This is a genomic window from Emticicia aquatica (assembly GCF_923079645.1).
Taxonomy (GTDB): domain Bacteria; phylum Bacteroidota; class Bacteroidia; order Cytophagales; family Spirosomataceae; genus Emticicia; species Emticicia aquatica.
The window spans coordinates 1,554,183-1,573,189 of record NZ_CAKLPY010000001.1 but is presented as its reverse complement, the minus strand read 5'-3'; the positions used below and the strand labels follow the sequence as shown (position 1 = coordinate 1,573,189).

Genomic DNA, 19,007 nt, shown 5'->3' with positions numbered 1-19,007 from the left:
AATATTGTTTTTATGTTATTCGGATAAACTAAATCTAACATTCAACCCACCTGTAGTTGTTGTTCTTGGAAAAGAAAAATTTGTCACAAATGGACGATTTACTAAGTGATCAATATAAAAATTCATCAAAATTCGTTTGTTTACTTGGTATGAAATACGAGGACCAAGCTGTAAATTATAGTTTCCTTGCGTTGGTTGAGGGTCGCCATCTAAACGCCTTTGAATGGCTTTGATATCTCTAATTGTGAAGTTGAATTGTAAATTCAAATCATTTTTTAGGGTAATTATCTTACCATCTCGGCCTCTTAGCGGCAATTTTACATTGTTTTTCTTGAATCCAAAATTGAAGACAAAATCATCGCTAGAATATTCTGCTATTTGAGAATTTGATAAATTGAGAGATGCTCGGCGTTCTTTGTTATATTCAAGTTTCCCTGAAATTTTACTTTTAGTTACGAATTGAATACCGATAAAAGGAGCAAATTTTTCATCAATAGTTATAGTACTCATCACAAAAACTGGAATATATTGCCCAAGTGCATTAAGTACATTTGAGGACGGCAATGGATAACCTTTTTGTGATAAATTTATGGCAGTATTAATATTATTATATTCTAGTGAAGAAGTAAAGTTACCCACATTGAAATTTGAAGTATAGCTATGATTAATTGTTATGGAACTGAATATTCGATTAAATGGCTCTAAATTGGCCAATCCGCTGTAATCAATTCGCCAGTTTGGTAGTGGAAGATTTATTCTGCTGCCATTTGGGTTGAATGGATTAAAACCAATTCTGGCTCTTTCACTTTTGCCACTGTAAGCTGCAAAAAACGCTGGAATTAGGATGTCTTGAGAGTTTTTATCATATTGAATTTCGCTACCAGTTTTTCCATTTTTATAATTTTCAAAAATATCATTACGGAGTTTTATCATATCATCAAAAACTTTGTACTGGTAATTGCTTCCACTATCGGTATTCATACGATAAAATGCAGTGCGAAAGCCCCAAAATGACATGCCATAATTGCCATTTCTAACTGGACTTTTGCTACTGAAAGTGCCGTCATCATTGCCTGTAAAATATTCTTGATAAGTATCGCCACGGCTCATGTTTCCTGTGATTTGGATTCTGAAATCTTTCGTTGGCTCAATGGTTGTTCGGTAGCTAAACTTTTTTTGTAAGGTTTGCGTAAAAGGCTGGGTTTGTGTTGTAGTTTTTGAAAGCCAGCCATTTTCTGCTGCTTTTATTTGAAAATTTCGGTCTTGCCCACCCATTACAAAATCAAGACCAGGTGCATTAAAATTAGTGGGGTCTAAGCCAAAATACTTTGAGGTTGGTGTAAATCCAGGTAAAATTGTGGTTTCTGTGATTGAATAATCATAGTCAATGCCTCGCACACTCATCAGTAATCGAGTAAATGCTTTCGCAACATTACTGGTTGAAGTTTCAATATTTTCATCATCACCTGGATTTCGGGTGAAACGTTTTTTTACTGGATTTGGGCTATTGGCAAAGCGTAAGTATTTAGCTTTGTTGTATAATTTTACGAAATCAATTTTTCCTCTGACTCCTCGGTCTCGGCCATTCCTAATTGTATTCCCAAACGGAATATTAAATTCGTCTAAAATATTGAATGAAACCGCTTGATAATTAAATGTATTATTATATTTAGCATCTGCTGTCATCCAATCTAATAAAAAGAATTTATCTAAGGGCAAGCGATATGTAAATCGCATTTCTTGATTAAAATTTTTGGCACGACCTAACTTTTTAAGATTTGTTAATAATGAATCAGTTTTTTGTTTGGTATTCAAGTCACCTTGTGGTTCATCAATGATGGCATTCATGGTTGCTGAATAATTCAATAAAATACTTTTGGTCAAGTTCCATTGTAAATCGTAGAAACGATTCATCATAAAGTATTTTTCAAACATCGGAATTATCCCAGTAGTTGTTAAATCTGAGTTTCTTAATTGCGTTTTAGCGAAACTTCTGTCAAAATCACTTCGGAATGCTACGACCGTTGGTAGGGGAGAAAAATTCAAATCTTTAATCCAATATAAAAAAGGTCTATCTAGAGACTTTTTAGTCTTAAATGGCTCCCAGTTGATTTGTTTTGGCTGAAATTGATAGGTTAAACCGCCTCGATATTGATTTAAAGCATACTCATCAATTAAAATATTGCTTCGACTTACATTATTTTGAGCATAGGTAAATGAAAAGTTTTCAATGTCATATGCATGAGATTTTGCTCCTTCTTTCGTTTTGAGTTTTCTCACATTTGAGAAGTTAAAACCACGTCTTGTATTATCATCGATTACCAATCTTTTATAACGTTCTCTCTGCGTTTGGTCTGTAATATTGGCCAACGCTACTTCGAGAGGCATGTCAGGGTCGAGAGGATTAAAATGTGGAACAACAGTTTGTTTATCGAAATTAATGAAAAAAGGTATTTTTAAACCCCATTTTTCTGGAAGTAACTTATCAAGTTCAATGTTAGAAGCAATACCAATTCCTTTTCCATTATCTCTTGCTCTTTCTGAAATTTTATCTTGAACGCCACCAAAACCATAACCTTTATAATTGCCATTAATGGTAACTGTGGCCAAATCGGCAAGTTTGATATTGGCTGCTAATAGGGCTGCATCACCCGAAGTTTGATCGAAACCAAAAGCACGAAGTTCATTCATCCAAACCAAAAAACTATTGGGTGACTCATCATTAGATTTTTGATTTCTAACACCAAGCATAATCGTTAAAACAGTACTTAAATCTGGATTTCCTAACACAGAAATTTTAAATTTATTGTCTTCGGTTTGTTTTGAATATAGAACCGATACGTTTTTTGCAACTCTATTTCGTTCACCTTTCAAGGCTACTAATTCTTGTAAAGCAACATCAATGGCATTTTCATCCGGCCAAATTTCTGTTTCGTTCAATGACCCATTGGGTGTTATTTTCAGTTGAGGTACTTCAATTTCGTAGTAATTTTCTGTCAAATCAGTCCCGATTCTGATAAAGGCACCACCAACTTCGTTTTGATTGTTTGATTCATTTTCGGCATGAATAAACATTTTTAAACGTTTATAATTTAACATATCAATTCGAGTATTACGAAAAACTGCTCTTGAATCACCATCACGAAGATTAGTTACACCAAGTGATATAGCTTGTTCGTTAAACTTAATATCAAATTGTTGTTGAGTTACGTCTTGATCTCTTATAAAACCTGGTGGCACTACATAAGGTGTTTTTCCGCCTTTTACATTGCAGTTTTGACCATTATCCGAACAACCATTTTCCTCAATACTTACGACCCCAACTTTAAATTTTGCATCATAGGGTTCAGGAATTTCAGTCAAACCTGCATTACTTAGGTTTTTATCATAAGCTCTGTATTGATTAGATTCTAACTGTAATGAGGCAAAACGTAGCACAACTGGTTGTTCAAAGTCTGTTAATAATGTTCGCATGAAACGAATAGATTTGAATCCGTTTATGTCACCGTATTTTCGTGTGAATTGTTTCACAGGAACTCTAAAAAGATACCAAGTAGCTTCTGTACCTGGAACTGTTACTTTATCTACAATAAATCCGTTGCCAACATCCAAACGATTAGGTCTTAAATCAATTTCGTATTCGTAAAAACTTTCTACATCATTAATTGTATTATCTGCGTTTACATCTTCCTTATCAGGTGTAACCGAATTGGCTGGTGTTGCTGTATTATTTGATTGTGTATTATTTTGCGGTGAATTATTTTCAACACCTAAGTAGTTTTTAAAACGTTGTAAAAGATTTTTGTTTTGAGCATCATAATCTAAATCTATAAAAAACTTAAAATCATCTCCAGAAGGGTCTTTTTCAATTTGTTCAAAAACACTAGGTTTTACTTTATTTTTAATGTCATTTAAGTATTTTTGAATATGTGGAAACGATTTTTCTTCATTATTATTCAATCCGTCTAAACCAACATCTTGTTTTTCTCTCGAACCTGTCTGATTATCAAATGCGTCGGTAATATATTGTACACTTGGAGCTTTTCCCCAACGAGTTGTAACTGGCTGAGACGACGCACTTCCACTAGGTAAAAGTCCATTTTCAAAGTTATTTCTGCTATCAGGTATAAAATCTTCTGAGACATCACCTAATTGAAACATTAATTTCCCACCCGTAGTATTTTTTTTATTTCCATTAGGAGACCCATCACGCACAACATCTTTGAATGGGTCTAGCATCCAAAAAGTCAAATATTCTGTATTCGCATTTTCAAAATCATTATCAGCTGTAATGCCACGCATGATTGCCCCAAAATTATCTTTTGGATTAGTTAAATACCCATCAGCATCCAAATTAGGATTATAATTATAAATCCCCCTTTCAGCAGGAAAATAGCTAATATCAAGAATATTTAACGGAATTGAAGAGTTAAATGCTGGAAGTGAACGCCCTGTAAATATTTGATTTGGTGTAAATGCTTTTTCGTATAAATTATTATTTGCTTCGGCTGTCACGCTTTCTGGAAGTACGTTTCCACCACCAAATCCGCCACTAAAATAAGTACTTTGGTCAACCGTATAAACTGAAATTTTTCCTCTACGATAATTATAGTCGTAATTGATTGTACTACCTTGAAATTTCTCTGGTGTAGCGGCTGGCCTCCAACGAGTTGGCTGACGAGTTAAATCATTGATATTGCGAGTAGCTTCAAAATCATCAATCATCGCATTTCCTCCAATTCTTTTATTATTTACGGCTGGAATCAACTTTGCATATTCAGCCGTTAATTGAATGGATGAAATTTCTTTTGTTTGTATCAAAGGAAGAGCATCTAACATTCTAGTTAAGAAACGTGAATCTTTTCGTAAATTCACATCAACACCTAAAATTGTATTATTAACAGGCTCTTGTCCAATAGCAACCCTAGTCAAAAAACCTGGTGTACTTTCACGCAACGACATGGCAGTTGCTCCAATATGAATATCTTTACTCAAATTATAATCTAACCTTGTACCAAGCATGATTCTTCGTTGTGTGTTAAACAAATCAGGTTTTTCCCATTCAATACGAATTTGTCTTGATGAATTTAGGATACTTTGATTAGTGATTTTAATTTTACCTAATTGAGGCTCAATTGTATAATCTATGCCTTCTTGCAATTGTACACCACCTGCAAAAATTCTGACTGATTGTCCCGAAGCTCCAAGTGGCAATGAAATTTCCGATGCATTACTTGCTTGTAAACTTCCTCGAATAAAAAATTTGTTTTTGGTTGTAACTTGTTGAGCATCAGCCATTGTGGTTCGATACAGTTCGTTGAAAACATATTTTTCTCTCAAAATTTGTTCGTCGGTATCAAATTTTTCATTCAAATGAGAACCAAATGGTTCCAGGACAGGAAAAATCATTTTCCCCATTTTTGTATCAATTGTAACGTCTTCCACAAAATCGAAATTTCCATCGCCATCGGGCAATTGAGGATCATTGTTTGGATTTAATCGGTCAAGATTCATTATCCTGATGAGTGGAATATTTTGAAGTTTTCGGCCATCTTGTAAATTTGGGTTATCAATTCCTGTTCGGTCATCTTTATAAATGATGCGTAATTGAAAACCTTGTTTACCAACTCCTGGTACTCCCAAAGCGTAGATGTTTTTCATCATCAAATCCCACATTGGGCTATTCGTTCGATTACGAATTGTTGATGATTTGATGAGTTTCAACATTATAACTTCATCTTCACGACGAGAAGAATAATCTTCAGTCAATTCTCCAACTTTAAAAGTACGACCGTTATAAGTATATTCGTAAGCAACCGCTAAAATTTCGTCATTTCTAAGTGGAGTTACTAAGGAAATATAACCTAATTCTTGATTGAACTTAAATTCTCGTTCAGTAAGACGTTTTGCACCTCGCAAAATTTCATAGTCTATACCCTTTTTTAGTCCTATTCCAGCGAGCGAAGATGTTGTTGTATCAACTCTACGAAAGGCTGGATTATTATTTAGTTGGTCATAAAGTGGTGTCGCTTTGTTATCAACCGCACCGTATTTCCCATCTGGATTTTTCTTGTCGCCTAAATCTGCAAATGCCGCCAAATTTCGCATTGTTTCAATGCTATTTGTACGATTCGTTACGTATACTTCTAAACGAGTTACTCTTACTCCTGAAAGAACAAGCGGTAAATTTCGAAGCGATTTTTCGTAATTATCTCTAAAAAATTGTGCTAAAAAGAAGTGTCTATTTTCATCATAATTATCACAACGGATTTCAAAAGTTCTACTTTGTGAACCACTGTTTAAGATTATGGATTCTGTTCGTGAACGCTGTTGGGCAACAACTGCTGTTACATCAAGTTTTCCGAGTTTAAAAGCTGCTTTAACTCCCATCAAGTTTTGAACTCCTGGAATTAATTGACTTTTAACAGGCATACTGATATTTCCTGCCTCTACTTTTTGTAATATATCTTCGGGTTGATTTTTGAAATTAAGTTTGAGCTGGTTTTCAAAATTAAAAGCTGCTTTTGTATCAAGGTTTGTTAAAACTCCTAATTTATCACCAATTTTACCATTAAAGTTGATATTTATTTGTTCATTGAAATTGAATAATGTTTGTTTTCTTTGAATAAGTGGCAAAAATGGATTGTCAATAAACTGTTTAATTAATTGAAAATCTAGCGTTACAAAACCATTAGGCTTTAAATCAGGCACACTTCCTCCAAAAATTCGGTCAACAACAGGATTTTTCTCTAAAAGGGGACGCAAACCTCGACCGCTAATTGCACTTTTTCCATCTTGAAGGTTTTCATAATCACGCAAAATACTTTTACGAACATTTACATTTTGGATGCTTGAATATTCGTTTAAAGAAAGCGTTTGGGGAGTTCTATAATCAAGTTTTTTTCCTACTTTCTCACTAATAGATATTTCTTTAGCATCTTGAGAGAGTTTAAAATCGTTGCTTATATTTTTTGAATCTTTTAAGTAAAATGGAGATTGTGGAAGTTTTGCCGTATAACGATTCAAATAACGGTCTTGCCAACGATAACCTGGTTTTGTACCTGTACGAAAAATTACAGTGTCTTTTTCAGGAATCGCTAGCGAATCAGTTGTGACTTTTTCAATAATAGGGGCACTTTTTTTACGGATTTGGGCAAATAAAGGGTTATTATTTATTAATCCAAAGCTGAAAAAAAGAAATAGTAATGTAACACGATTTAGTTGGAATAGCTGTCTGAACATACAGTTTTTAGGAAATTTCAAAAGGATTATATGACCTTAACGACCAAAACCTTGCCAATAGTCTATATTGGCAAGAAATTTACCTCAATTTTAAGTTTATTTTGGTTTGAATGAATAACGCTGAAACTATTTTTTTTAATTTCGATTCAGCTGGATTTTTATTTAATGGCTTATCGGAGTGCTAGTTTGATTAATTGTTCGACTGAAATATCGTTTCCTTCACGTTTTAAAATCGCATCAATACTTTTTTCAGCCGCCGCTCTCGGAATACCTAACATGACCAATGCTGCAAGCGATTCATTCCGTAAAACTGCGTTTGCAGGGGTAAATGAACTTGGCGTAACTCCGCTAGCTAAGTTATCTTTTTTCAACTTATCTTTGAGTTCAATGATGGCTCTTTGTGCAGTTTTTAAACCAATTCCTTTGATACTTTGAATAGTTTTTACATCTTCAGTAACTAAAGCTTGTTTAATTTCTGCTGACGATAATGATGAAAGCATCACCAAAGCAATACTTGGTCCAATGCCTGAAACACTTGTTAAGTCTTCAAATAAAACTTTTTCTTCGGCATCATGGAAACCAAATAGTGTGTGAGCATCTTCCCGAATAATAAGTAAAGTATGCAATTTGCAGCGTTCACCTGTATTGTGCAAAGCTGCGTAAGTTTGTAGAGATATTTTTACTTGATAGCCAACACCTCCTACATCAATAATGACGTAACTTGGGTCTTTATAAGCTAATTTTCCGTCGAGATATGCTATCATATTTATTTAATTACGTTTAATCTTAAACCTCCACTTATTTGTGGATTGATAAAAAATGGAGATGGAAGAGCCTCAACATACAGCCCAGCATCAACAAAAAATCCTAAAGGTTGATTAGGTATTTTTAATTCAAAACCCGCTAATCCGGTTGGACCCAAGGCAATTTTTTTTGTGTGGTCAATTTTTTGTCCTATAAGTATATCTGCATAATGGCTTCTGTTGTTAATTTGCCCGCCAAAACCATAATATACATGTGCCCAATCTTTACTTAAAACTTCATTTTGCCATAGATAAACACCTTGAATCATCAAACCTGCAGTTTTATATTCACCAGCATTATATCTACGAGCCCGATTATAAATGAAACCATAAGTACCAATATTTATATCAAAAGCTTTGTCACCATTTTGGAAATATTTTCGGGCATTAAAACCTAAAGGTTCACCAACTCTAAACCCAACTGCCCAATTATAGTCGTATTGTGCAAAAGTGTCAGTTGAGATTCCTAATGTTAATAAAGTTGTAAAAGCAAAAAGTAGTTTTTTCATTTTAATTAGATTCAATTATTGCAAGATTTTGCCAAAAGTATAAAATACTACTTATCAAACGAAATGCTGGGTATAATTATTCAATAAAAAAGCGTCTGAACGATTATCAGACGCTTTAATAAATGACATTTTTATGAAATTACAATACCAAATCAGTATTCACTAAGATATAATTAAGCTCGTTAATATCGTCCGCATTGAGTTTTAAAGTTCCTTTTACTGTCACTCTATCATCCGTATTGAAACGTTTAGTTGATTTCTTGAATTTTATTTGAACAACCGATTCTGGCCCTGCACCGCCACAGAAAAAGCATGAACTGTATGGATTTGCAGATAGAACATAGGCATTTGCATCAACATCTACTGGAATCATGTAGCCCGTTAAAACAATTTCTTTATCTTTTAGATTGGCAACTTTCTGCCCAAAAGTAGGATAGAGGATAAACATTGATTCTTCCGCACTCCATTTCTTCTTAAATGTTACATCTCTAAGGGTTTCCCAAGTGATTTTGGTTGGTTCATCCAAAAAAGTGAATGAAAATAAAGAAACTGCAATTAAGCCTAATATAATTTTTTGTGAGATAATTTTCATTGTTTTATGGTTGATGATATGATTTAATAATAATTAAAATAAACTATTCAGTTGCTAAAGTTTTTGAAATATTGATTCTGTAAATGCCAATTGATGGAATTGAAGCCGCTAAAATGCCAACTAATAATGCACCAATAAATAAGTATATTTCGCCTATTTGTAAACCAAATTGACTTACATTCATGTGAAATTTCTTGTTTAAGGCATTTGAAATCAAATAAATGCCTATTCTACTTAATAATATTCCAGCTACAAATCCTAAAAAAGATAAAATTATTCCTTCTAATAACAACATTAAAAACAAACGAGTTCTACTTGCTCCCATAGAAAGCATTAAGGCCATTTCATATTTACGTTCTTTTAATGAATTATACAAAGATACAAAAACACTAATACCTGAAATAAGCATTATTACGGCTGCCAAAAACTGTAATCCTTCGATACCGATACCCAATAATTCAAACAAACGATTCACTTCGATAGCTGGTACGGCTGCCTGTAATTTAGAGTTTTGATTAATATTTCGTGGCATTGCCATCATACCCATTGGCGAGCGAAACTTTATAATTGCACTTGTAATCTCTTTGCGTTCAGTACTGTCTTCTTCTGGATGTGTTTCGCCTTCAGCATGTTTTTCGTGAATACTCCAAACACTTCCTAAACTTGTTAAAATCAAATTATCAACCACCGAATTGTTGAATTCTAAAACTCCAACAACTTTATAATTTCGTTCTGCGTGCTTTTCTCCTTCCGAATCCAAACCATGTGAACTGGCAAATGTGTCACCAACTTTTAAATTTGTATTTGCAGCGGTTTGTCCGCCCAACACAACTTCTAAATTTGATTTAAACATTTTTCCACTTTCGAATTGAGTTTTAAAATGTTCAAAGTATTTTTTATTTGTTCCAACAATTCTGTATCCTTGAAAATTATCGCCCATTGAAAGAGGAATCATTTCTTTGACCAACGGATTTTGAGCAATTGCTTGTACATCTTCCAAATAAATGTTTCCAGTTGGGTTATCTATTTGATAGACAGAAGATAAAATTAATTGTAACGGACTGCCCTTTGCTCCAACAACTAAGTCAATTCCACTGATATTTTTTGCAAATTTGTCTTGTAATTGTTTTCCTAAGAGCATCAATAATGAAATCATTGCGATGCCCAATGTCATCAATAAAATACATAAAAAACTGTTGAGTTTTTTATCGACAATATTTTTCCAACTTATTTTAAATAGCATTTTTACAGCGTAATAATGTTCTTGTTAATATTTTTTAATCTATGGTCGTGCGTAACGATTACCAACGCAGCACCGATGTTTTTTGATTGATTTTCAAGCAATTGGACGACCTTCTCACAGTTTTCATCATCCAAATTTGATGTTGGTTCATCAGCCAAAATTACATCAGGATTATTCATTAAAGCTCGTGCAATACTAACACGTTGTTGTTCCCCACCACTTAAAAGGGTTGTTTTTTTGTCTAATAAATCAGCAAATCCAAGATTTTGAGCTAATTTTAATGCTTGTTCTTTTGATTGATTTTGGTCAGCTAGATAATTCGCTAAAAGCAAATTATCTAAAACACTTAACGAACTGACAAAATGTGATTTTTGGTAAACTATACCCAAATGATTGGCTCTCATTTGGGCGGCTTCTTTAGCCGATAAATGTGCCAGTTCGTGTTCTTTTATTTGTATTGAACCACTTTTAGGCTGAAGAAGTAAAGCCAACAAATGTAAAAGTGTTGTTTTTCCTGTTCCAGAATTACCTAAAATGAGCAATGTCTGCCCTTTTTCGCAACTAAATGAAGGGAAATTAAACGTTTTTTGTGAATTGTAGGAGAAACTTAGTTCTGAACAAGCAAGCATTTTATTCGTTTTTGTTTCAAAGATAGCACATTACAACGATTTGGTACAAAGAATCTGAAGACTTAATCAAAATTTATTTTTAGAGATTTTATGATTTTTCGCATGAATCTATTCAATATTTTTTAGCTACTTTGTGAACTATTTTTATAAAAAAACAATTCTCTATAAAGTTAGTAGATTAATTTATTAAAAACTTATAATTCAACAAATATATGTCACTCAGATTAGGAGATATCGCACCTGATTTTACTGCTGAAACTACGCAGGGAACAATCAATTTTCACGAATGGCTAGGAAATTCATGGGGAATGTTGTTTTCTCATCCAGCCGATTTTACACCAGTTTGTACAACAGAATTAGGAAAAACGGCTCTTTTAAAAGATGATTTCGCCAAAAGAGGTGTAAAGGTAATTGCAGTTTCTGTTGATGATTTGGCATCACATGGCAAATGGGTTCCTGATATCGAAGAAGTAAATGGCGTAGTTGTAAATTTCCCAATCATTGCTGATAGCGATAGAAATGTGGCTACATTGTATGATATGATTCATCCAAATGCTTCTGAAAAAGCAACGGTTCGTTCGGTTTTTATCATTGGACCAGATAAAAAAATAAAGTTAACACTCACTTATCCAGCCTCAACTGGTCGTAATTTTACCGAATTATTGAGAGTAATTGATTCATTACAACTTACTTCAAACTACCAAGTTGCAACACCAGCCGATTGGAAAGATGGTGAAGATACAATCGTTGTACCAGCAGTTTCGACAGAAGATGCCATTGCAAAATTCCCTAAAGGTGTAAGAATTGTAAAACCCTATTTACGTTATACTCCTCAACCAAATAAATAATTTGCCTTGAGGTTTTTGTGTACAAGAAAAATCCGTGATAAGTATTTTATGTGTCACGGATTTTTACTTTGTACGCTATTTTTGATCATAAATGATTAAAAATATTTAGTAATCATATAAATCATTTTAATCCTGTCGGCTTTTATATACTTTTGCACAATATTTGCAATCCAATCTATATTGTTTAGATATATTATTGCATCTGAGTAAATGAAAAAGAAAAAGAAATTAAGTCTTTTTAAAAGGATTTCAAATCAAGTATTTTCTCTACGTGGACTATATATTCTGATTGTGATTTCCTTGATAACTTTGTACCCTGTTTACGTGAGCGATGGGCAAAGATGGACTTATATTGAGAATTTTGGCATCAAATTGCCTTTAAGATATAATATTCACGGAATTGATGTTTCGCATCATAATGAAGAAATTGATTGGCAAAAGGTAAAACACAGCGACGACGATAAAGTTGAAATAAGCTTTTGCTTCATAAAAGCTACAGAAGGTGAAGATTTGAAAGACGAAGATTTTGCAAGTAATTGGGTTGAATCAAAAAAAGCAGGGCTTATTCGTGGAGCGTATCATTTTTATGTTCCTTGGGGAAATCCTCGTGAACAAGCACAAAACTTTATCGAATCAGTTGTATTAAGAGATGGTGATTTTGTTCCAGTTCTTGATTTTGAAATTCAAGGAAAAGGCCGAATTGTAAGAGCAAATCTCCTTGATAATGTTAAAACCTTCATTAATATTATTGAAAACCATTATGGTGTAAAACCAATTATTTATACCAATGGACACATCTACAAACAATATATAAAAGGTAATTTAGATGAATATCCATTATGGATTTCAAATTATGATAGCCAAAAGCTAGAAGGGTATAATGATGCCCGTTTAATGATTTGGCAACACAGTGCCAATGGCAAAATCGATGGAATCAATGGAGATGTCGATTTCAATGTTTTTGTTGCTTCAAAAAGTCATTTAGATGATATTTGTATAAAAACTCCCTAATCCCTAAAGGGAGAATATTTACCAAAGAAAAACCTTCTTTAGGGGAAGAAGGTGTGAAAATATGCTTAATTCTACAAATTTTACCCAAACACCCGCTTTCAAAAAGCTAAAAGCACATCATCGTACTATCAGCAAAAAACATTTGAAAGAATTGTTTGCTGAAGATAAAAATCGCTTCAAAAAGTTTTCGATTAAATTCAATGATATTTTGCTAGATTATTCTAAAAATAATATCAACCGTCGAACAATTGGTTACTTAACTGAATTGGCAGCAGAATGTGATTTATCGGGAGCGATTGAACAAATGTTTGTTGGTGAAAAAATTAATCAAACAGAAAATCGTTCCGTGCTTCATGTGGCTTTAAGAAATCGTTCAAATACACCAATAATTGTTGACGGCAAAGATGTTATGCCAGATGTCAATGAAGTATTGAATAAAATGAAAGGGTTTTCTGAAAAGGTTATTTCGGGAGCTTGGAAAGGGTATACCAATAAATCAATTACAGACATTGTAAATATCGGAATTGGTGGCTCTGATTTGGGTCCAGTAATGGTTACTGAAGCTTTGAAACCATACAAAAAGAAGAATATTAATATTCATTTTGTATCGAATGTTGATGGAACACACATTGCAGAGACTTTGAAAAAAGTTAATCCTGAAACAACGTTGTTTATGATCGCTTCAAAAACATTTACAACACAAGAAACAATGACAAATGCTCTTTCTGCTCGTGATTGGTTTTTGCAAAGTGCTGTAAATGAAGAGTTTGTAAAAAAACATTTTGTGGCCATTTCAACAAGTCAAAACTTAGTAGAAAAATTTGGTATTGACCCAGCTAATATGTTTGGTTTTTGGGATTGGGTAGGAGGCAGGTATTCCCTTTGGTCAGCTATCGGCCTTTCCATTGCTTGTACTATTGGCTTTGATAATTTTGAACAATTGCTACTTGGAGCTCACGAAATGGATAACCATTTCAGAACTACGCCTTTTGAAAAAAATATCCCTGTTGTTTTAGCACTTTTAGGAATTTGGTATAATAATTTTTACGGTGCGGAATCACAAGCAATTTTACCTTATGACCAATATTTACACCGTTTTGCGGCCTATTTCCAGCAGGGAGATATGGAATCAAATGGAAAATATATTGATAGAAATGGTAATAAAGTTGATTATCAAACTGGACCAATTATTTGGGGGGAACCAGGTACAAATGGTCAACACGCATTTTACCAATTAATTCACCAGGGTACAAAACTAATTCCTGCCGATTTTATTGCTCCAGCAATTTCTCATAATCCTCTTGGCGAACACCATAAAATGCTTCTTTCAAACTTTTTTGCTCAGACTGAAGCATTGATGAATGGAAAAACTCGTGAAGAAGTTGAAGCGGAATTGACAGGTAAATCTAAAGAAGAAATGGCGAAAATAGCTCCTTTTAAGGTTTTTCAAGGAAATCGACCTACCAACTCTATATTGGTGAAAAAAATTACACCGAAAAGTTTAGGAAGTTTAATTGCTATGTATGAACATAAGATTTTTGTACAAGGAATTATTTGGAATGTATTTAGTTTTGACCAATGGGGCGTTGAATTAGGTAAGCAATTAGCAAATAGAATTTATCCTGAATTGACAGATAGTCAAGCTATTGAGAGCCACGATTGTTCAACAAATGCTTTGATAAATCAATATAAAAAATGGAGGAAATAAACTTTCATTATGCAATAAACAAAAAAAGCTACCTTGAAGGGTAGCTTTTTTTGTTTATTGTGATTTATAGTGAAGCTATTTAAAGAACTTAAATATTGGTGTTTTTACTTATATTTTATTTGTTGTATCCTTTCAATAAAATTTCATTTCGGATTACAAATGTACAAATTATTAAAAGGTATCATTTTGGGAAAATATTGCTTTTTGTTCGAAATCTTTGTTTATTTTAATAAAAAATTTATTAAAATATTTTAAATAACTGATAATCAATAAGTTACAGGTGTTTATTTTTCATTTATTTTTGAAAAAACAAAAAATATGAAAAATATGAAAATAAAATTTAGTTTACATTTGGAAATTACAAATACACATTATATCTTTGACATAAAGTTAACAAGCTTTCCTAATTCTATAACAAGTACCGAACGAAAGTTCAAGCTCAAACCCAAAAAAAAGTAAAGGTAATCTACTATTGAGAGAGATGTTTGTCATAAATGATAAATATCTCCCTCTCAATGGTTCTAGTGAATCTTAAAATGGACTTACGTGCTTTATTAAATACTGTACTTTCCGTATTCCTTTTTTTTTGTTGGGGAGTAAAAAACAGCTACGCTCATACATCAAAAAAAAACATTCCACTCATACCCTATGAAATTAAATTTGCTGATGTTACTTTTCAGTTGAATGATGTTACTCGTTATCTAATTCAAACTGAATTGAAATCAATTCAAGCAAATAAGCAACAAATACAAAACCAGCTTGACCAATTTTCATTGTTTTTACCAATTGTTGAACCAATATTAAAACAACAGGGAGTTCCTGACGATTTTAAGTTTTTGGTTGTGTATAATAAATACCAATCTTCAATTGAAAAATCAATCAATTTAGAGAATGGTGTTTTTTGGTGTCTAGATAAACAAAAGGCTGAAGATGTAGATTTGTTGATGAATGTACAATTAGATGAGCGAAAGCATCTAATTGCATCAACCAAAGGAGCTGCTATGTGTTTGAAAAGGAACCAAGTTTTGTATAGAAACTGGGGTTCTACTTTGTTTTCGCATATTTCAGATAAGAAAATTCTTAGTTTGTTAGAAATCAATAAAAAATGGGCTGAAAATGCGTTTGTTTTATTGGATAGTCCTGCTTACACGGCTATTTTGCAATTTCTAGCTTATAAAATAGCTATTGAAAAAGAATTTCCTGCATATAAACCATCACAACCAAAAATCCTCTATGAATATCCATACAGTGTTGGAAAAACTCTCAATCGGATTGCCGTAGATTTAAAAGTTGAGCCAGAAGTATTGCAAGAATACAATCAGTGGTTAATAGTTCAAAAAGTGCCAGACACCGAATGTCATGTTTTAGTAGTTGTGCCGACTAATAGGTACAATGAAGTGAGGACATTTGCAGAATTATCGAGAAAAACAGGCTTGCCAACAAAAGATTTAGGTTTTCCAGTTTTAAAACGAGATGAAAAAATTAATAAAACAAAAGTAAAAGGTGGCGTTTTTTATTTGATTAATGATATTGAAGGCATTCAGGCCGAAATGTGCGATATTGTAGTTACAATGGCATATAAAGCTGGAATTTCTATTGAAAAATTTGTGGAATATAATGATATGAAAGAAAATGACCTGCTAAGAGTTGGTCAAGTTTATTATATTCAAAAGAAAGCTTCAAAGGCTAGTGTTCCATTTCATGTTGTTAGAGAAGGCGAAACTCTTTGGGATATTTCTCAAACATATGGAGTAAGACTTGATAATTTACTTGAATTCAATAGATTTGAAACTGTACAAAGATTACAACGTGGTCGTATAATTTGGTTACAAACTACTAGACCAAAAAATAAGCCAATAGAGTACATAGAAATGCCTGATGAATTGACTGAAATTGAGGATTTCATGCAAACTGAACAGGCAAATTTACCGACGAAAGTATTTGTTGATTCTTCTCAAGTTTTGTCAGAATCGAAATTAAATATTGAAGATTCAAAAATACAACAAAAAAAGTCTGTTAAAAATGATGATCTACTGATAAATAAAGATTTGTCAAAAGAAATAGAAAACAATTCTCCACCTTTAGTTAAAGAAATTAGGAAAGAGCAATCTAAAAGTATAAATTTGCCAAAAAAATTAGAAGATAAAACAGAGAATTCATCTCTAAAACCAGAAGATGAGTTAGCAGAATATCAGAAAAGACAACAAAGCATTACTGTTGAAAAAAGTAATCAAAATGAAGTTTTTGTAAGTCACACAGTAAAAAAAGGAGAAACACTTTTCAGAATTTCAGTAAATTACAACGTATCAATTGATGATTTATGGAGTTTAAATGATTTATCAAGTACAATTGTTAAAGTTGGTACTGTTCTGAAAATTAAAAGATAGTAAATAGTATAGATTCACTCAATAGCTCAGATTAGCTTCTGCCTTTGGCGGGAGCTAATTTTTTTTATTTACAACCACAAGGAAATTTGATTTTTTTCCCTTTTTGCAAATTCACCAAAGCAAACCAACTTTTAGGTTTTGGTATAAAAACAACATTTCCTGCAATTGGTACGACGGTACTTTTAGTAGGATTTCCGAATCTTCTAAAAAATTCTTGCTGTTCGGTTTTGGGGATTAAATCAATATATAAATTTATTCCTGCAAAGTCATTAAATTTAAAAAAATCTGTAAAAAACTCCCATTGTTCAGGTGTTAAGTTTTTTATTAATTGAGTAGATTCATTCCAAATATGACTATCTGGTTCTGACATTTTTCCCCAACCTGCATCAACAAAACTTTTAATTTGTGAAGGATGTAATCGACCGTAATAATGTCCAACAACTTTTTTTTGATGGAATCTTTTTAACGAATGTACGCCGCTACTTTTGTTGTAAATTGGGCATAAACCTTCTGTATTTCCAACACCATTGCCACCAATCACACAAAATGGCCAATCTAAAACCGCTTCGCCGGGTTGATTTTTAACGTAATCCATATATGGACGAAATGAGGCAGCATAGTAATATGCAGGGCGATTAAACCTAACTTTAAATACAGTAAAAATCTCAAGTGTACCGATTGCAAAAATTACTAAAAAAATTGTTAGTAATTTTTGAAACTTTATTTCTTTATAGTTGCCTAATAAGAACATGAAACTACAAAAAAGAGGAATTATCATAGTAAACCTAGATGGAATCCTGTAAAGCATACACCATGGGAGCCATTGCAAAGTAGGCATCAGAATTGGATGATTGAGTACTGAAAGAACAAAGAATATTCCGAATGGAATCATTATTTTTTTGTCCTTAATGTTTGAGTAACATAAACCAACTAAGCCAATTGAGAGACATAATAAACCCGGACTCATAGCACCTAGTCCTTCAGGCATATCATGAAAAAAATCTTGAAGAGGATTGAAAGTAGCATTTAAAAATGGGAAATAAGGAAAAAGTAATCTTATTGGCATACTCCAAGCGTGTCCGCCAGCAAATGGATTATCAAAATGAAAAGCCCTGATTGTTTTAAAAATACCTAGAATAATTGGTACATAAAGCCAAATTGCCAATAGGGAAGTACCAATCAAGAAATAATTCAACCAGTTTTTTTGTTTGATTTGATTTTTCCAACCTACAACTAGTTCTTTAAAATAGCGTTGATTTTCAGTCTTAAAAGAAAGGAATAAAAAATAAACTGCACAAAAGAAAAAGGAGCTGAGAGCAAAACCGAGGATATACGATAAGTCTAAACCTAAGGCCAATGCCATAATTGTTACTTTGAAAAGTATAAGTCTGAGACTAATAATTTCTTTGTAAGATATTTTTTTTAGGATAATAAAATCTAAAAAGATACTAATTGTAGTCCAATGATGAATAGCATATGCAAAATGATGTGGGTATCGATCAATTGCATGGAAATTTAGAAATGAAACTAAAAGTGCAACGATCAATGCACGTTGATAATTCCAAAAATAACCAACTAAAAAAAAGATACTAAGAGCTGTGAAAAAGACACTAAATGCATAATAATAATTTAGCCATGGGCCATAACCCAAGTTATTATAAAGGAATGCGTAGAAAAAGTTTCCTTCAAGAAACCACCCTTGAAAGGCGTGAGTATTTCCGTATGGATAAAAATAATCGTTATTGGTAAGTTCTATTTGGGGATAAGGAAGGAAATGGACATGTTTGGCTACATAATAGCTCATATTTTCCCATTGCTCAACATCTGTACCCGAGTCTTCAGAGAGTGGGTCTTTGAAGTTTTTTATGTCAATGCTGCAAAAAAGTACTTGAAATGTAACAATTATAAATATTCCTAGATATTTATAAGATTTATTGGATAAGTTATACACTCTTGAACCAAGATTATTAAAATCCATTTTTGCTATTTTTAAAGTTAGTGGAAAAATTCATTAAATACAAAAAAATGTACTTAA

Annotated in this window: 11 protein-coding genes; 4 read left to right on the top strand and 7 right to left on the bottom strand. The window is 32.7% G+C overall.

What is annotated here, in order from left to right; all coding sequences use genetic code 11:
* Positions 1-15: 15 nt before the first annotated feature.
* The 6 genes from sov to MJQ71_RS06765 form a co-directional block, all read right to left on the bottom strand.
* Positions 16-7,242, bottom strand: coding sequence for a T9SS outer membrane translocon Sov/SprA (gene sov, locus MJQ71_RS06790; RefSeq protein ID WP_238805741.1), 7,227 nt, complete (start codon positions 7,240-7,242; stop codon positions 16-18).
* 170 nt (positions 7,243-7,412) lie between these two features.
* The gene (gene ruvA, locus MJQ71_RS06785; protein ID WP_238805738.1) at positions 7,413-8,006 is read right to left on the bottom strand and encodes a Holliday junction branch migration protein RuvA; all 594 of its coding nucleotides are present in this window, start codon (positions 8,004-8,006) and stop codon (positions 7,413-7,415) included.
* Positions 8,007-8,008: 2 nt separating this feature from the next.
* On the bottom strand, positions 8,009-8,554 hold the full coding sequence (locus MJQ71_RS06780) for a hypothetical protein (RefSeq protein ID WP_238805736.1): 546 nt from the start codon (positions 8,552-8,554) through the stop codon (positions 8,009-8,011).
* Between the two features lie 139 nt (positions 8,555-8,693).
* Positions 8,694-9,146: a DUF3299 domain-containing protein gene (locus MJQ71_RS06775; RefSeq protein ID WP_238805734.1), complete on the bottom strand. Its 453-nt coding sequence runs from the start codon at positions 9,144-9,146 to the stop codon at positions 8,694-8,696.
* Positions 9,147-9,189: 43 nt separating this feature from the next.
* The gene (locus MJQ71_RS06770; RefSeq protein WP_238805732.1) at positions 9,190-10,389 is read right to left on the bottom strand and encodes an ABC transporter permease; all 1,200 of its coding nucleotides are present in this window, start codon (positions 10,387-10,389) and stop codon (positions 9,190-9,192) included.
* Between the two features lie 2 nt (positions 10,390-10,391).
* Positions 10,392-11,018: an ABC transporter ATP-binding protein gene (locus tag MJQ71_RS06765; protein WP_238805730.1), complete on the bottom strand. Its 627-nt coding sequence runs from the start codon at positions 11,016-11,018 to the stop codon at positions 10,392-10,394.
* Between the two features lie 212 nt (positions 11,019-11,230).
* Here MJQ71_RS06765 and MJQ71_RS06760 point away from each other — a divergent pair, with 212 nt between their 5' ends.
* The 4 genes from MJQ71_RS06760 to MJQ71_RS06745 all read left to right on the top strand — a co-directional run bounded on the left by MJQ71_RS06760 (position 11,231) and on the right by MJQ71_RS06745 (position 16,972).
* Positions 11,231-11,866 (top strand): peroxiredoxin, encoded by a 636-nt coding sequence (locus tag MJQ71_RS06760; protein ID WP_238805728.1) that lies wholly within the window; start codon positions 11,231-11,233, stop codon positions 11,864-11,866.
* A gap of 210 nt (positions 11,867-12,076) precedes the next feature.
* Positions 12,077-12,877 (top strand): glycoside hydrolase family 25 protein, encoded by an 801-nt coding sequence (locus tag MJQ71_RS06755; protein WP_238805726.1) that lies wholly within the window; start codon positions 12,077-12,079, stop codon positions 12,875-12,877.
* Between the two features lie 61 nt (positions 12,878-12,938).
* Positions 12,939-14,585, top strand: coding sequence for a glucose-6-phosphate isomerase (pgi, locus tag MJQ71_RS06750; RefSeq protein WP_238805724.1), 1,647 nt, complete (start codon positions 12,939-12,941; stop codon positions 14,583-14,585).
* 494 nt (positions 14,586-15,079) lie between these two features.
* Positions 15,080-16,972 (top strand): LysM peptidoglycan-binding domain-containing protein, encoded by a 1,893-nt coding sequence (locus MJQ71_RS06745; protein ID WP_238805722.1) that lies wholly within the window; start codon positions 15,080-15,082, stop codon positions 16,970-16,972.
* Positions 16,973-17,036: 64 nt separating this feature from the next.
* Here MJQ71_RS06745 and MJQ71_RS06740 read toward each other — a convergent pair whose 3' ends face one another.
* A complete protein-coding gene (locus MJQ71_RS06740; RefSeq protein WP_238805721.1) occupies positions 17,037-18,950 on the bottom strand; it encodes a hypothetical protein in 1,914 nt (637 codons plus the stop codon).
* Between the last annotated feature and the right edge of the window lie 57 nt (positions 18,951-19,007).

Bases quoted from the DNA above. Each gene is read 5' to 3' on its own strand.
- sov (WP_238805741.1), bottom strand. From the start codon at position 7,242: ATGTTCAGACAGCTATTCCAACTAAATCGTGTTACATTACTATTTCTT.
- ruvA (WP_238805738.1), bottom strand. From the start codon at position 8,006: ATGATAGCATATCTCGACGGAAAATTAGCTTATAAAGACCCAAGTTAC.
- MJQ71_RS06780 (WP_238805736.1), bottom strand. From the start codon at position 8,554: ATGAAAAAACTACTTTTTGCTTTTACAACTTTATTAACATTAGGAATC.
- MJQ71_RS06775 (WP_238805734.1), bottom strand. From the start codon at position 9,146: ATGAAAATTATCTCACAAAAAATTATATTAGGCTTAATTGCAGTTTCT.
- MJQ71_RS06770 (WP_238805732.1), bottom strand. From the start codon at position 10,389: ATGCTATTTAAAATAAGTTGGAAAAATATTGTCGATAAAAAACTCAAC.
- MJQ71_RS06765 (WP_238805730.1), bottom strand. From the start codon at position 11,018: ATGCTTGCTTGTTCAGAACTAAGTTTCTCCTACAATTCACAAAAAACG.
- MJQ71_RS06760 (WP_238805728.1), top strand. From the start codon at position 11,231: ATGTCACTCAGATTAGGAGATATCGCACCTGATTTTACTGCTGAAACT.
- MJQ71_RS06755 (WP_238805726.1), top strand. From the start codon at position 12,077: ATGAAAAAGAAAAAGAAATTAAGTCTTTTTAAAAGGATTTCAAATCAA.
- pgi (WP_238805724.1), top strand. From the start codon at position 12,939: ATGCTTAATTCTACAAATTTTACCCAAACACCCGCTTTCAAAAAGCTA.
- MJQ71_RS06745 (WP_238805722.1), top strand. From the start codon at position 15,080: ATGATAAATATCTCCCTCTCAATGGTTCTAGTGAATCTTAAAATGGAC.
- MJQ71_RS06740 (WP_238805721.1), bottom strand. From the start codon at position 18,950: ATGGATTTTAATAATCTTGGTTCAAGAGTGTATAACTTATCCAATAAA.